Annotated in this window: 15 protein-coding genes; 4 read left to right on the plus strand and 11 right to left on the minus strand. The window is 72.9% G+C overall.

From position 1 onward, the window contains the following. Positions 1 to 29 precede the first annotated feature (29 nt). Complete coding sequence (gene dapE / locus ACNYS0_RS15460; RefSeq protein WP_422474120.1) at positions 30 to 1112, minus strand: succinyl-diaminopimelate desuccinylase; 1083 nt, start codon at positions 1110 to 1112, stop codon at positions 30 to 32. A gap of 62 nt (positions 1113 to 1174) precedes the next feature. Here dapE and ACNYS0_RS15465 point away from each other — a divergent pair, with 62 nt between their 5' ends. Together ACNYS0_RS15465 and ACNYS0_RS15470 are read left to right on the plus strand one after the other, a co-directional pair. Continuing rightward, complete coding sequence (locus ACNYS0_RS15465; RefSeq protein WP_422474122.1) at positions 1175 to 2116, plus strand: VldE C-terminal domain-containing protein; 942 nt, start codon at positions 1175 to 1177, stop codon at positions 2114 to 2116. 298 nt (positions 2117 to 2414) lie between these two features. Continuing rightward, positions 2415 to 2843: an ATP-binding protein gene (locus ACNYS0_RS15470; RefSeq protein ID WP_422474124.1), complete on the plus strand. Its 429-nt coding sequence runs from the start codon at positions 2415 to 2417 to the stop codon at positions 2841 to 2843. 589 nt (positions 2844 to 3432) lie between these two features. Here the strand turns inward: ACNYS0_RS15470 and ACNYS0_RS15475 are convergent. Both ACNYS0_RS15475 and fdxA read right to left on the minus strand, forming a co-directional pair. After that, positions 3433 to 4515, minus strand: coding sequence for a bifunctional succinyldiaminopimelate transaminase/glutamate-prephenate aminotransferase (locus ACNYS0_RS15475; protein ID WP_422482659.1), 1083 nt, complete (start codon positions 4513 to 4515; stop codon positions 3433 to 3435). A gap of 137 nt (positions 4516 to 4652) precedes the next feature. Further along, a complete protein-coding gene (gene fdxA / locus ACNYS0_RS15480; RefSeq protein WP_385763672.1) occupies positions 4653 to 4973 on the minus strand; it encodes a ferredoxin in 321 nt (106 codons plus the stop codon). A gap of 140 nt (positions 4974 to 5113) precedes the next feature. Here fdxA and ACNYS0_RS15485 point away from each other — a divergent pair, with 140 nt between their 5' ends. Together ACNYS0_RS15485 and ACNYS0_RS15490 are read left to right on the plus strand one after the other, a co-directional pair. After that, entirely contained in the window at positions 5114 to 6118 is a 1005-nt protein-coding gene (locus ACNYS0_RS15485; RefSeq protein WP_422474126.1) for a GNAT family N-acetyltransferase, read from the plus strand. Between the two features lie 96 nt (positions 6119 to 6214). Beyond that, on the plus strand, positions 6215 to 7057 hold the full coding sequence (locus tag ACNYS0_RS15490; RefSeq protein ID WP_422474128.1) for a transglutaminase family protein: 843 nt from the start codon (positions 6215 to 6217) through the stop codon (positions 7055 to 7057). Between the two features lie 19 nt (positions 7058 to 7076). Here ACNYS0_RS15490 and ACNYS0_RS15495 read toward each other — a convergent pair whose 3' ends face one another. The 8 genes from ACNYS0_RS15495 to ACNYS0_RS15530 form a co-directional block, all read right to left on the minus strand. Further along, on the minus strand, positions 7077 to 7688 hold the full coding sequence (locus ACNYS0_RS15495) for a response regulator transcription factor (protein WP_422474130.1): 612 nt from the start codon (positions 7686 to 7688) through the stop codon (positions 7077 to 7079). Next, complete coding sequence (locus tag ACNYS0_RS15500) at positions 7685 to 8869, minus strand: sensor histidine kinase (RefSeq protein WP_422474132.1); 1185 nt, start codon at positions 8867 to 8869, stop codon at positions 7685 to 7687. Before ACNYS0_RS15500 ends, ACNYS0_RS15495 begins: the two co-directional genes overlap by 4 nt. After that, positions 8866 to 9606 carry an ABC transporter permease gene (locus ACNYS0_RS15505; RefSeq protein WP_422474134.1) on the minus strand — a complete coding sequence of 247 codons (741 nt, stop codon included), beginning with the start codon at positions 9604 to 9606 and terminating at the stop codon, positions 8866 to 8868. Before ACNYS0_RS15505 ends, ACNYS0_RS15500 begins: the two co-directional genes overlap by 4 nt. Next, complete coding sequence (locus ACNYS0_RS15510) at positions 9603 to 10511, minus strand: ABC transporter ATP-binding protein (RefSeq protein WP_422474136.1); 909 nt, start codon at positions 10509 to 10511, stop codon at positions 9603 to 9605. The genes ACNYS0_RS15505 and ACNYS0_RS15510 overlap by 4 nt, the downstream gene beginning before the upstream one ends. Positions 10512 to 10628: 117 nt before the next feature. Continuing rightward, a complete protein-coding gene (locus tag ACNYS0_RS15515; RefSeq protein ID WP_422474138.1) occupies positions 10629 to 12722 on the minus strand; it encodes a hypothetical protein in 2094 nt (697 codons plus the stop codon). Between the two features lie 153 nt (positions 12723 to 12875). Beyond that, a complete protein-coding gene (locus ACNYS0_RS15520; protein WP_422474140.1) occupies positions 12876 to 13346 on the minus strand; it encodes a DUF6113 family protein in 471 nt (156 codons plus the stop codon). Further along, positions 13343 to 14245 carry an N-acetyl-1-D-myo-inositol-2-amino-2-deoxy-alpha-D-glucopyranoside deacetylase gene (gene mshB, locus ACNYS0_RS15525; RefSeq protein ID WP_422474142.1) on the minus strand — a complete coding sequence of 301 codons (903 nt, stop codon included), beginning with the start codon at positions 14243 to 14245 and terminating at the stop codon, positions 13343 to 13345. Before mshB ends, ACNYS0_RS15520 begins: the two co-directional genes overlap by 4 nt. Positions 14246 to 14283: 38 nt before the next feature. Then, positions 14284 to 14478: a hypothetical protein gene (locus ACNYS0_RS15530; protein WP_399237359.1), complete on the minus strand. Its 195-nt coding sequence runs from the start codon at positions 14476 to 14478 to the stop codon at positions 14284 to 14286. Positions 14479 to 14588: the final 110 nt, after the last annotated feature.

Genomic DNA, 14588 nt, shown 5'->3' on the forward strand with positions numbered 1-14588 from the left:
GCGGGTTACATGCGAGGGACCTCGACGTATCAGGAAGCGGTGAGCCAGGAGGCCAGGCGCTTCTCGCCCTCCAGGATGAGCGAGGTGTCGACCCGCTCGTCGATCTTGTGCGCGAAGATCGGGTTGCCGGGGCCGTAATTGACCGCGGGGACGCCGAGCGCGCTGAACCGGGAGACGTCGGTCCAGCCGAACTTGGGGCGCACCTCGCCGCCCACCGCGGCCACGAAAGCGGCGGCAGCGGGGTGGTTGAGGCCGGGGCGCGCGCCGCCGGTGTGGTCGTCGACGACGATCTCCTCGATGGGGCAGCCGGCGAAGAAGTCGCGGACGAACTGCTCCGCCTCCTCCATCGACCGGTCGGGCGCGTAGCGGAAGTTGACCGTGACGGCGCACTCGTCCGGGATGACGTTGGTGGCGACGCCGCCCTCGATGCGGACCGCGTTGAGGCCCTCGTGGAACTCCAGGCCGTCGACGACCGGCTTGCGCGGCTCGTAGGCGGCGAGGCGCTCCAGGATGGGCGACGCGGCGTGGATCGCGTTGCTGCCCATCCACGCGCGCGCGGAGTGGGCCCGCTCGCCCTTGGTCTTCAGGATGACGCGCAGGGTGCCCTGGCAGCCGCCCTCGACGTCGCCGTTCGTCCCCTCCAGGAGGATCGCGAAGTCGCCCTCCAGCCAGTCGGGGTGGGCGTCGGCCACATGCCCCAGGCCGTTGAGGTGTGCGGCGACCTCTTCGTTGTCGTAGAAGACGAACGTGAGGTCGCGGTTGGGCTCGCGGACCGTCTGCGCGATCCGCAGCTGGACCGCGACGCCCGCCTTCATGTCGCTGGTGCCGCAGCCCCACAGGACGCCGTCCTCGTCGAGCCGCGAGGGGACGTTGTCGGCGATCGGGACCGTGTCGATGTGCCCCGCGAGGATGATCCGCTCCTCGTGCCCCAGGTTCGTGCGGGCCACGATGTTGTTGCCGTGCCGGTCGACCGTGAGGTGCGGCAGCTCCCGCAGGGCCTCCTCGATCGCGTCGGCGAGCTCCTTCTCAGCCCCACTGGGCGAGGCGAAGTCGACCAACTGCGCCGTGAGGCGCGCGGCGTCCTGCGTGAGGTCAAGGGAGGTGCGGTCCATGGCGCCGAGCCTAATACCCATGGGGCGGGGGGCCTGTCAGTGGACTCCAGTACCTTGGACGCGTGCCTGAGCCCCCCACTCTCGTCCGGCGCGGCCGCCTCCTTCGTATCGGCGCGGCCGTCGTCGTGCTGCTCGCTGTGGCCACGTACGTGGCCGTGCAGTACGCCACCGGGGGCCGCCCCAAGCCGAGATGCACGGTCGTCTCGGCGAACGGGGACGGGGCGACGTACGAGTTCACCTCCGAGCAGGCGGTGAACGCGGCGACGATCGCCGCCGTCGGCACCTCGCGCGGCATGCCCGAGCGCGCGATCACCATCGCCCTCGCGACGGCGCTCCAGGAGTCCGGGCTGCGCAATATCGAGCACGGCGACCGGGACTCGCTGGGCCTGTTCCAGCAGCGCCCCACGAAGGGCTGGGGCACCGCGGACCAGATCATGGACCCGGCGTACGCGTCCGAGCGCTTCTACGCGCACCTGGCGGAGATCCCCGGCTACTCGCGGCTCCCGCTGACCGCGGCCGCGCAGCGCGTGCAGCGCAGCGGCTATCCGCAGGCGTACGCGAAGCACGAACCGGACGCCACGCTGCTGGCCGCCTCGCTGACCGGGCGCGCCGCCGCGTCGCTCACCTGCGAGGGCCGGGCGGCGGGCGCCGACGCCGCGCGCGCCGGCGACCCCGCGCGCGTGCGGGCCGCGCTCGCCCGTGACTTCGGGCGGGACGTGGCACCCGAGAAGGGGCCGGGCGGCGGTTCCGTCCGCGTCCCCGTGCCCTCCACCGTCGACTCGACCGGGGGTGGGGAGCGGCAGCGCGGCTGGGAGCTGGCGCAGTGGGCGGTGGCCAACTCCTCGGCACTGCGCATCGAGCGCGTCTCCTACGCGGGCCGCGAGTGGACCGCCGGCGAGTCCGGGGACACATGGCGCAAGGCGTCGCCCGCAGAGCGGGGCGGGCGGTCCGGTCCGGCGGCCTCGATGTCCGTCGGCGAGGTCCGGATCGTCACGGGACAGTAGCCCGGGTCCTCACCCGAACGGGTAATACGGATCATGCCGGGTGGACGCCTACGGGGCCCCTTCGAGTGAGGTGGGGCCCTGCCCCCAAGACCCTTGCGGGCGGGGCGCTGTAAGGGTTCTGCAAGCGTCGGCGATGCGTGCACTTTGCCCGTTTCTGCCCACAACTGATAATGCGACACATTGCGAACCCTTTACGTTTCCGACCCGCAACCTTCCCGGGGCCTGGGGCGGTTGTCACGGCGTCCGGTCGCCGCACGGCAGCCGGGCACCACACGTTCTCTCCCGTCTAAGGAGCATCATGTCCCTCCCCCTGACCCGCCGGATCGCCCGTGCCGCGCTGCTCGTAGCGGCAGGAGCGGCGCCCGTGGTCGGTGCGGCCGGCTCCGCGAGCGCCGTCGAGCTTCCGGCCACGTCGAACCTGGGCGGCGTGACCGCCCTGGACGGTGCGCACGTGGGCAACACCGTCGACAGTGCGGCGCGGAACGCCACTGGTGTCGCCGGTGCCACCGGCGGCAAGGCCGTCAAGAAGGCCGTTCCGGCGGCGGGCAAGGTCGTGGGCTCCGGCGCGAAGACCGCCGTGCCGGCCGCGCAGAAGGCCGCGGGTGGTGCGGCCGGCAGTGCGGGTGACGTGCTCGGTGAGACGGCCGGTACCGCGACGGATGGTGGGCTGCCGGTGGGTGGTGGCGGTCTGCCGACCCAGGCGCTGGGTGGCCTGCCGATCGGCTGACGCCTGGTTTGACCGGGGCGGGGTGCCGGGAGCGTTTCTGCTCCCGGCACCCCGTTTTGCTGCCGTACCGGGGCGGCGCCCGTCGTCATCGGTGCGCGGCACCGGGGTGCCCTGTCCGCATCGGGGTGGGCCCCGCGTCCCTGTTGCGCGGCACCGGGGTGCCGCCTTGCCCACCCTGCCGCCCAAGGCGGCAGATTGCCCAAGGCGGCGGCCGACCGCAAGGGGTGGGGAGCCGATCCCCTGGCGGGTTGCCCGAGGCGGGGGCGGCCGACCGCAACGGGTGGGGAGCCGATCCCGTGGCAGATTGCCCGAGGCGGGGGCGGCCGACCGCAAGGGGTGGGGAGCCGTTCCTGTGGCGGGTTGCCCGAGGCGGCGGCGGCCGACCGCAACGGGTGGGGAGCCGATCCCGCGGCAGATTGCCCGAGGCGGGCGCGGCCGACGGCAACGGGTGGGGAGCCGATCCCGAGGCGGGGTGGCGGCCCGCGCCCCGTGAGGCCGACGCGCCCGGAGGGGGCGGGTGGGTGGGAGATAGGCGGGCGGAGCCGAGTGGGGCGGCGGGACCAGTCCCGCTGCCCCACTCGGCGCTCCCTCAGGTCAGGCGGCTTGCCGCTGCTGAGACGCGTTCGTCCGAGGCCGTCAGGGCCACGCGGACGAAGGTGGCGCCCGCCTCGCCGTAGAAGTCGCCGGGGGCCACCAGGATGCCCAGGTCGGCCAGCGCGGCGACCGTGTCCCAGCAGGACTCGTCGCGGGTGGCCCAGAGGTACAGGCTCGCCTCGCTGTGCTCGATGCGGAAGCCGTGGGCCAGCAGGGCCGAGCGCAGCGTGTCGCGGCGGGCCGCGTAGCGCTCCCGCTGCACGCGCACGTGCTCGTCGTCGCCGAGCGCCGCGACGACCGCCGCCTGCGTCGGCGCGGAGGTCATCATGCCGCCGTGCTTGCGGATCTGGAGGAGCGGGCCGAGCACGGAGGCGTCGCCCGCGATGAACGCCGCGCGGTAGCCCGCCAGGTTCGAGCGCTTGGAGAGCGAGTGGACCGCGACCAGGCCCTCGTGCGAGCCGCCGTTGACGTCCGGGTGCAGGACCGAGACCGGGTCGGCCTCCCAGCCCAGCTCCAGGTAGCACTCGTCGGAGAAGACCAGGATGCCGTGCGAGCGCGCCCAGTCCACGATGCGCTTCAGCTCGTCCTTGGCGAGGACCCGGCCCGTGGGGTTCGACGGGGAGTTGAGCCACAGGAGCTTCAGACCGGTCGGGTCGAGCTCGGTCGGGTCGTCGTAGACGACATGGTCCGCGCGGGCCAGACGGGCGCCCACCTCGTACGTCGGGTACGCGAGACGCGGGTAGGCGACCTTGTCGCCCGGGCCGAGGCCCAGCTGGGTGGGGAGCCAGGCGACCAGTTCCTTGGAGCCGACGACCGGCAGCACGTTCGTGTGGTCGAAGCCGCGGGCGCCGAGGCGGCGTTCGCACCAGCCGACGAGCGCGTCGCGCAGCTCGGGGGTGCCCCAGACCGTCGGGTAGCCCGGCGAGTTCGCGGCGTCGACCAGCGCCTTCTGGATCAGCTCGGGCACCGGGTCGACGGGCGTGCCGACGGAGAGGTCGACGATGCCGTCCGGGTGCGCCGCGGCCGTCTTCTTGTACGGCTCCAGCTTGTCCCAGGGGAAGGCGGGGATGCGGTCGATGGGGGCCGGGACCGGGACGGTGGACACCTGGTCAGCTCGCTTTCTCACGTGGTGGTGGACAAATACCTCGGTCCCGTACGGCAGTCAGAGCCGTACGGGACCGGGGCAGCGCCTGTGCGTACCGCTGAACGCAGAAATTACTGGTTCTGCGGCGGCAGCTCGGCGATGAAGGGGTAGTCCTTGTCGATCAGGCCCATCTTCGAGGCACCACCGGGCGAACCGAGGTCGTCGAAGAACTCGACGTTCGCCTTGTAGTAGTCCTTCCACTCCTCAGGAGTGTCGTCCTCGTAGAAGATCGCCTCGACCGGGCAGACCGGCTCACAGGCACCACAGTCGACGCATTCATCCGGGTGGATGTACAAGGACCGCTTGCCCTCGTAGATGCAGTCGACCGGGCACTCCTCGATGCACGCCTTGTCCTTGACGTCGACACAAGGCTGCGCGATGACGTAGGTCACGCTGTCGTTCCTCCTCGATAGGGCGCTGGCGGGCCTCCGCAGGCTCCGCCGCCTGGCGCGCGGGAGCGCGGCGTCGTCGATGCCCGCCTCTAGTATCTCCGTTCCCGGGCATGATCCGAACAGGAGGGGTGGGGCGAGCTGTGGAATTCACTGCGGGCGGACGCCTGGAAGTCCGCATTTCAGCCGATGACGTGGGGAAACGCGTCTCTGTACGACGGGTGAGCGGGGAGGGTTCCGCGGGTCGAAAGTTCACCGACACCGTCGGAGTTCTCACATCGTGGAACGATGGTGTGCTCCTCATCACACGGAGAAACGGTGAAGGTGTGCGGATCGAGGAGTCCGCGCTGGTCGCGGGCAAGGTCGTGCCCGCCGCGCCCGCCCGTCGCCGGGGCCCCTCCGCCACGTATCCGGAGCTCGCCCGTGTCGCCTCGCGTGCCTGGCGGCCGATCGAGAGCGAGCGGCTCGGCGACTGGGAGCTGAGAGCGGCCGAGGGCTTCACCCGGCGGGCCAATTCGGTGCTCCCCCTGGGGGACCCCGGACGTCCGCTCGACGACGCGCTGAGGCACGTACAGGAGTGGTACGCGGCCCGTGGCCTTCCGGCGTACGCGCAGACGGCGACCGGGGCCGAGGGGGCGCAGGAGGTCCTGTGCGCCGGTCTTGAGGAGCGCGGGTGGGTGCGCGAGGTGAGCGCCGAGCTGCGGATCGCCGCGCTCGCGCCCATCGGGGACGCGCCGGACGCGCCGCGGGTGCTGCTGAGCCGCGCGCCGGACGAGGCGTGGCTCGCGCGCTACCAGCGCAAGGGAGCGAGCGAGGTCGCGTTGAAGGTGCTGTGCGCCGGGCCCTCGGTCTGGTTCGCGACCGTGCCGGGCGAAGGCGATGTGCCCGCCGCGATCGGGCGGTGCGTGGTCGACGGGCGGTGGGCCGGATTCGCCGCCGTCGAGGTCGATCCCGCGCGGCGGCGCCAAGGGCTCGCCACGGACGTGATGACGGCGCTCGCCCGGCAGGCGCTCGACGAGGGCGCGTCGGCGGCCTGGCTCCAGGTCGAGGCGGAGAACGAAGGGGCGCGCGCCCTGTACGACCGCCTGGGTTTCGCCACGCATCACGCGTACCACCACTATCGTGCTCCGGAACGTCGTGGCGACTGACGCGCTTTTCCGGCCGGGGGCGGCCGGTGGGGCGTGCCGGTCAATGCCGTAGCGACGGATGCCGTATCGATCGGCCTGAGAGGGCACGAGGCACGTATGTCCCCCCACCTTTCCCCCCGTTCCACGGAGCTGCGGCGGCGGTTCGCCGAGGAGGCGCGCGCCGAGCGGCCCGACCTGGCGCAGTTGTGTCTGCTGCTCGCCGCGCAGGGCGACGCCGCGCTCGACGAGGCCGGCATGGACGCCGTGCAGATCGAGCTGGACGAGCTCGCGGGCCGGCTGCCGTACCGGCCCTCTTCGCCACACGCCTGGGCCACCGCGTGCGCGGAGCTGCTCGGCGCGCGCGCCGGCTTCCACGGCACGCCGAACGACTATCAGCGGCTTGAGTCGTCCCTCCTGCACGAGGTCGTACGGCGCCGCAGAGGGCTGCCGATCCTGCTGTCGGTGGTGTGGCTGGAGGTGGCGCGGCGGGCCGGGGCACCGGTGTGCGGGGTGGCCCTGCCGGGGCACTTCGTGGTCGGCTTCGGTCCCGCCGAGGAGCAGGTGCTGGCCGATCCGTTCGACGGCGGGCGGGTGCTGACGGGGGCCGACGCGCAGACGCTGGTGGCGGGGGCGACGGGCGGCCCGCTGGATCCCTCGATGCTCCAGCCCGCCGATCCGCTGGACGTGGTGCTGCGGATCCTCAACAACATCCGGGCGTGGGCGGCGACGCGGCCCGAGCGCTCCGACGTGTCGCTGTGGGCCGTGGAGCTGTCGCTGCTGCTGCCCGCGCACCCGGCGCGCCTGCGCTACGAGCGGGCCCAACTCCTCGTGCGCCGCGGGGACTTCGTGAGCGGGGCGGTGGAGCTGGAGGCGTACGCGGACGTGGTCGGGGCCGTCGACGAGACGGCGGCGGAGTCGGTGCGGGAGCAGGCGCGGGCGGCCCGCGCGATGCTGAACTGAACGGCCGGGACGCCCGGGGTCACAGCCAGCCCTTCTCCCGCGCGGCGGCCACCGCCTCCGCCCGGTTGCGCACCGCCAGCTTCTGGATCGCCACCGACAGGTAGTTGCGGACCGTCCCCTGCGACAGGTGCAGCGCGGCCGCCAGCTCCGCGTTGGTCCGGCCGTCCGCCGCCGCGCGCAGCACTTCGCGCTCGCGGTCGGTGAGGGGGTTCGCGCCCTCCGCGAGGGCCGCCGCGGCCAGCGAGGGGTCGATGACGCGCTCGCCCGCGAGCACCTTGCGCACGGCGTCGGCGAGCTGCGCCGCGGGGGCGTCCTTCACCAGGAACGCGGCGGCGCCCGCCTCCATGGCGCTGCGCAGATAGCCGGGTCTGCCGAAGGTGGTGAGCACGACGACCTTCAGCTCCGGGAGCGCCTCGCGCAGCAGGGCGGCCGCCTCGATGCCCGTGCAGCCCGGCATCTCGATGTCGAGGAGCGCCACGTCCACCGCGTGCGCGCGGGCCGCCGCCACCACCTCGTCGCCGCGCGCCACCTGCGCGACGACCTCGATGTCCGCTTCCAGGCCGAGCAGCGCGGCCAGCGCCTCGCGCACCATCGACTGGTCCTCGGCAAGCAACACCTTGATCGCGCTCATGCGGCGGATCCTACGGAGGCGGCCGGGACCAGGGCCACCAGTCGGAAACCTCCTCCGCGTGCGGTGCCCGTCTCCAGCGTGCCGCCGACCGCCGTGAGGCGTTCCGCGAGGCCGGTGAGGCCGTTGCCCGGCGGTGTCCCCGAAGGGCCCGAGCCGTCGTCCTCCACGGTCAGTTCGACCCGCGGCCCTTCGAGGGTCTCGCGCCGGGTGACGTCGACGACGCAGCGCCGCGCGCCACTGTGCCGTACGACGTTGGTGACGGCCTCGCGCAGAGTCCAGGCGAGCGCCGACTCCTGTGCCTCCGGCAGCTCAGGGGCCTCGGAGGGAACCTCCGCGGTGATGCCGGCGGCGGTCAGCGCGGCCTGGGAGCCCGCGAGTTCGGTGGTGAGGCGGGCGCGCCGGTAGCCGCTGACGGCCTCGCGCACGTCGACGAGGGCCTGCCGGCTGACCTTCTCGATGTCGGCGACCTGGTCGGCCGCCTTGTCGGGGTGGTCGGGCAGCATCCGCCCCGCCAGCTCGCTCTTGAGCGTGATGAGCGAGAGGGAGTGGCCGAGCAGATCGTGCAGGTCGCGGGCGAGGCGCAGCCGCTCCTCGTTGGCGGCGAGTTGGGCGACCCGGGCGCGCGCCTCCCGCAGCTCCCTGGTCGTACGGACCAGTTCGCGTACGCCGATCATGGAGAAGCCGGAGAGCAGGGCGGGCACCAGGAGCCAGTACTGCGGCTCCGTGTCGAGGAGCAGTCCCACGCCGACCATGACGGCCGAGGTCACGAGGATCCCGAGCCGCGTCCAGCGCAGCGGCAGGACCGCCCCGCAGGCCACGGAGAGGTAGACGAACAGGACGAGCCAGTCGGCCCCGAGGGTCAGCGAGAGGACCACCGCGAGCACCGGCAGCACGACCATGGAGGCCTGCACCGCGAACCGTCCCACCGGCCGGGCCATCCGGCGCATGACGAGCACGACGTACAGGCCGACGAAGGCGAGGAGGCCGAGCGCCCCGCCGACCGTGCCCGTCACGCTGTACTCGCCCGTCGCCAGGTCGGCGACCGGGCTGCCGAGGAAGGCCAGCCACATGCCGATCCAGAAGAGCTTCAGGAGGGTCTCGCGGCGGCCCTCCGGCGGCTGCCCGATCTTCGGCACCGGGGCCTCGTCCCGCGCGGCCCGCTCGTCCAGTTCCGTACTCACGCCTTCAACGTGTCCTTCCGGTACAGCCAGGCCGCGCCGCCCGCGAAGAGCAGGAAGTACGCGACGAGCAGCGCGACGTCCTTGGCCTCGGGGGCGCCGCCCAGCTCGATGGCCTGGCCGAGGGCAGCGTACGCGTGGGTGGGCAGCCATTCGGCGATGTCCCGCAGCCACTGCGGGAAACTCGTCGTCGGCATCCACAGGCCGCCCAGGATCGAGAGCCCGAAGTACGTGATCATCGTGATCGGCCGGACGGCGTCGCCGGAGGCGAGGTAGCCGATGGCGACGCCGAGCGCGGCGAAGACGAGGCTGCCGGCCCAGATCGAGCCGGTGAGCGCGAGCCACTGCCAGGCGTCGAACCGTACGTCCTTGAAGGCCGCGGCCACGACGAAGACGATCACGATGGAGGGCAGCGAGACGACGGCGGCGCTCGCGGTCTTCGCGAGGACATAGCCGCGGCCGGGCAGCGTGGTGAGCCGCAACTGCCGCACCCAGCCGTTCTCCCGCTCCTTCGCGATGCGCTCGCTGTTGCCCATGAGGACGGCGGTGAGCGCGCCGAAGGAGGCCATCGAGACCATCAGATACGCGGGGAGGTTCAGCCCGGTGCCGTCGACCACGGTCGATGTGTCGGCCTTGCCCGCGATCAGCAGGAACAGCACGGACGGGTAGATCACGGAGAAGAACAGGAACTTGCGGTTGCGCAGGGCGCGGGTGAGTTCGAGCTTGATCAGGCTGTTCACAGCGACTTGGCCTCCTCGGCCTCGGTGATCGCCACGAAGGCCTGTTCAAGGCCAAGTCCGGCGACTTCGAGATTGCGCGGGTAGACGCCGAGCCCGTAGAGCGCGTGCACGGTCGCGTCGGCGTCGGTGGACTGGATGCGGACGGTGTGGCCGCTGACCGATACGCCGGTCAGGAACGGGAGTTGCCCGATGGCGGCCTCGTCGATCGGGCCCTCCAGGTCGAAGGAGACCCGGCGGGCGCCGGCCTTCGCCTTGATCTCGGCGGCCGTGCCGTCGGCGAGGAGCCGGCCGCGGTGCAGCACGAGGACGCGGTCGGCGATCGCGTCCGCCTCCTCCAGGTAGTGCGTGGCGAACAGCACCGTGCGGCCCTGCTCGGCCTGCTCGCGCATGGTGGCCCAGAACGCCTGCCGGGCGCTCACGTCCATGCCGGTCGTCGGCTCGTCGAGGACGATGAGGTCGCTGTCGCCTGCCGTGGCGAGGGCGAAGCGGACGCGCTGTTCCTGGCCGCCGGAGAGCTTGTTGACCTTGCGGTCGGCGATCCCGGTGAGTCCCGCGCGGGCCAGCACCTCGTCGGCCGGGGAGGGCTTCGGGTGCAGGGCGCAGCCGAGCCGGACGAGTTCGCGCACGGTCACCTCGTCCATCAGGCCGCCGCTCTGGAGCATGGCGCCGACCCGGCCCGCGGTGATCGCCTCGCGCGGGCTCGTGCCGAAGACGCGGACCTCGCCGGTGTCGGCGGGGCGCAGGCCGAGGAGCAGGTCGAGGGTGGTGGACTTGCCCGCGCCGTTCGGGCCGAGCAGGGCGACCGTCTCACCCGCGTGCAGTTCGAGGCTCAGGCCGTCGACCGCCCGCACGGCGCCGTACGTCTTCGTCACCCCGCTGAAGGTGACCGCTGCGTGTGTCGTCATGGCATTCAGCGTCGCCGGTGGGCGGGGGTGCGCGGCAGTGTCGACAAGCGTGAGTCCCGCATGACGGATGTCATGCGGGACTCGTGACGCTGGGGCCTGTCTGGTGCGCGGGCGGAGCTACGAGGCGTTCGTCTGGATCTCCGCGGTGCGCTCGGCGGGGGTCTTCCCGAGCAGCGCCTTGCCGATGGCGGCGGCCACGTCCGTGGGCTGGACCGGCGTCTTCTTGCCGGTTCCCCGGGTGACGAGGACGCCGTCGAAGGTCGTGCCGTACAGCTTCTTGAGCTCCGGGAGGTTGTACTTCTCGACCAGCTTCCCGTTGACCGGCTGCACGCTCAGGATCTTCGGCAGCGACTTGTCGGGGCCGAACTGGATCGAGGCGCCGCCCGCCTTGACCGTGATCAGTCCGGACATCGCGGGCTCGGCGAACTGCTGCATCTTCCGGTCGACCTCGGCGTCCGAGATCGTCGGCTTGTGCGTCGAGGTCGCCAGCGGGACCGCTCCGGACGCGCCGGTCTCGACCTGCGCGTGGTAGGCGTCCTTGACCGCGGCGACCGACTGGGCGATGTCGAGGCCCTTGCCGGTCTTGCCGTAGACGGGAACGGCCTTGCCCGGCGCGAACTTGATCGTGCCCTCGCCGGACGCCGCGGCGCCGCCCGCGGCCCGCTGAAGGGACGCGGCCAGCTTCTCCTCGTCGACGGGCATGACGGGGGCCACGACCCGCTCGTTTCCGAACAGCGAGCCGATCACCGAGACCGGGTTGTAGTCGCTGCCCGCGGCGGCGGCCACGGTCGACGCGGTGTCGAGGGAGAGACCCGCCTGGGCCGGCTGCATCTCCACCGTCTTGCCGCCGACCTGAAGCTTCAGCGCCTGCTCCGTGCGCTTGCCGAGGGCGTTCTCCAGCTTGGTGGTCGCCTCGTCGCGGGTGCCGCCGCCGATGTCGACGCCGGCGACGGTGGTGCCCTTCGGGACGTCGGCGTGGTTCATCAACAGACCCGCGCCGTACGCGACTCCGGCGAGGCCGACGACGCCCGCGCCGAGCAGCACGAGCTTGTTGCGGCCCTTCTTCTTCGGGGCGGGGGCGGACGGCACCGGGTCGGGCAGCTTCGGCGGGGTGTGCACGGCGGGGCCGTCCGGGCCCTGCTGGAACGGGTCGGAGGCGCCGGGCTTCTTGGGGCCGCCGCCGGCCGAGGGGACGACCCGCATGCCGCTGGTGAGCGTGTCACCGGAGACGTTGCCGCTGTTGCCGCCCGTGGGCGGCTCCGGGGCCGGCTTCTGCGGCGTGAGGATCGCGGTGTCGTCGCTCAGCCGCGGCGGCGACTGACCGGCGCCGGGGACCGGCGGGTTGGGGGCGTTCGGCGGGACCATCGGGCCGTCGCCCGCGGCCGGGCCCGAGGTGGGGCCCACGGGTCCGGTGGGTCCCTCGCCGCGGTCGGGCGCGCCCGGGTCCTGGTTGGCGGAGAAGAACGGCAGGTCGTCGCGGGCTCCGGGGGCGCCGCCCGAGCCGAGGGGGCCCGCCGCCACGGCACTGGACACGTCGAACCCGCCGGAGGAGCCGCCGGACGGGCCGCCCGTGGGGCCGTTGCCGGAGCCGCCGGTGGGGCCGCCCAGCGGGCCGCCCGAAGTGCCGGACGGGTTGCCCCCGTTGGAGCCCGGGGCGGGCGGCGTGGGCGCGCCCGCGCCGGTGGCCGGGCCACCCGAGCCGACCGTCGGCACCGCGCCGGTCGCCGGGCCGCCCGCTCCGCCGCGCGGCTTGCGCGGCGCGAACCAGTCGCTCGTCTTCTCCTCGCGCTGCGGCGCGGGAGCGGCGGGCGCGGACGCCTCGGGCGCGGCGGGCGCCGAGCCGGTGTCCGTCGGGCCGCTGTACGAAGCGGGCGCCGAGGGACGGCCGCCCTGCGTCGGGTCCGGCGCGGGGGCGGCGTCGGCTCCCTGGCCGGTGCCGCTCCGCGGGTTGGCGTCGACGTCGCTCATCGGCGTCCGCATGACGACGGGCGGGATCGGCCGGGAACCGGGGATGTTGATCCGGATCCGGGTCGTCAGTGTCGTCTCGGTCTTGGGTGACTCCGGGGCGCCCTGGCCGTCCGGCGGCGTCGGACCGGCGTCATCGGACGCCGCGCCCTGCGCGGGCGATCCGTACGGAGGCGTCCCCGACGGGTAGGCGGCAGCGCCGCGCCCCTGGGGCCCGGAGGACGAACTGTCAGTTTCACGGCTCAAGGCAGGTTCTCCCGGTTGGCTCCGCCGCCCGTCTCGACCTCGCGCGGGCTGCTCGGCGGCGCGCACCACCATACTGGCCGCCGCCGGAAGTCACTGTGCGACGGATGACGAATCCGGAACGGCGGGCGCCGCACGACGCCCCAAGGTGCTCCGTCACTTCCCAAGTCGGGCGGCGGACGCGGGTGGTTGCCCCGGCAGCCAGAAGGTGGCACACATCACAGCGACTGCCATCCCTCCGAGGAGGAAGAGGTACGAGCCGAGTCCCGCGCCGAACAGGAAGTCGCCCTCGGGGCGGCTCGCGGTGAGCAGGATCACGGCCAGGACCCAGCCCGCCGCCGGCGCGACCGCCCCCGCGCGACCGCGTGCGAGGCGCGCGCCCCCGTGGAACAGACCGGCCGCCCCGAGGAGCGCGAGCAGCAACCCGCCCGGGAACCAGCCCCCTTGGACGAGCGCCCCGCCGACCGCGACGACCGCGCCGAGGACGAAAAGGGCAAGCAGGACAGCCGTCCGCCCCGCGCCGAAACCGCCGAAGCCGAAGGGCAGGTCGACGCCCTGCGCCGCCGGCCCCGCGGGGGCCGCCTTGCCGCTGGACGCCGCGGCCCGCCTGCTCTTGTCGCCGCTCATCGCTCGGTCACTCCCTCAAGACCCTCGAACAGGTCCTTCTCGTACGGCGATCCGGGCTCGCCCCGCACCAACTCGTAGTACTCGATGTCGAACAGCGGCTGCGCGAGCTCATTGGACAGCGCGAAGACGCCGCGGTCGTCCGGCACGGCGACCTGTGTGGCGTGCGCGCGCATCGCGGCCGCCTTCCGCTCCACGTACGGCCTGCCGTCGATCTCGGCGGTGATCCGCTCGTCGTCGACGACGCCCGGCACGTCGGCCACCGCGGCGGCGACGTCGAAGGGTGTGGTGTCGAGCACGCCCGCGAGCCACCGGAACCGCTCCTCGACGACCGTGCGCGGCACGCGGTTCCAGTAGACCTTGGCGATCGTGTGCGGCTCCCCGAGGTCGCGCCGGAAGGCGGTCTCGGCGGCGAGCTCGGCGGCGCGCATCGCGACGCGGTGGGCCTGGATGTGATCGGGGTGCCCGTACCCCCCGTCGGGGTCGTACGTGATCAGGACCTGCGGGCGGGTCTCGCGGATCACGGCGACGAGGTGGGCCGCGGCCTCGTCGAGATCGGCGGCCCAGAAGGCGCCCTCCCGCTCGTTCTGCGGGGCGCCCATCATTCCGGAGTCGCGGAAGCGCCCGGGGCCGCCCAGGAAGCGGTGGTCGGTGACGCCGAGCTCCTTCATGGCGGCGGCCAACTCGCCGATCCGGTGCGGGCCGAGGATGTCCTCCCGGTCCGGGGCGAGATGGGCCAGTTCGTCCGGAATGACCTCGCCCTCTTCGCCGAGCGTGCAGGTCACCAGCGTGACCTGGGCGCCTTCGGCGGCGTACTTGGCCATGGTGGCGCCATTGTTGATCGACTCGTCGTCGGGGTGGGCGTGCACGAGGAGCAGGCGCCGACCTGGCTTTTCCGTCATGCCCCCAGCCTAGAACGCCCCACCGACACCGGGCGCGGCTAGAACTTGATGCCGCCGACCATGTCCGCGACGTTCGTCGTCAGCTCCTTGATCGTGGGAGCGATGGACGAACTCGCCAGGTAGAAACCCAGGAGTACGCACACGACCGCGTGCCCCGCTTTCAGTCCCGACTTCTTGATCAGGATGAAGACAATGATCGCGAACAGCACCACGGCCGAGATCGAGAGTGCCACAGCGGTCCTCCTCCAAAGTGATCCGGTCGCCGACGGACTCGTACCCACACGCTGCTAACGATCATAACTATCCGTGCCCGCGCACGAGTCGCGATCAGGGAGCACACGAT

Origin of the sequence: Streptomyces anthophorae, from assembly GCF_049310305.1 — a bacterium.
In the GTDB taxonomy this organism is placed as follows: Bacteria; Actinomycetota; Actinomycetes; order Streptomycetales; family Streptomycetaceae; genus Streptomyces.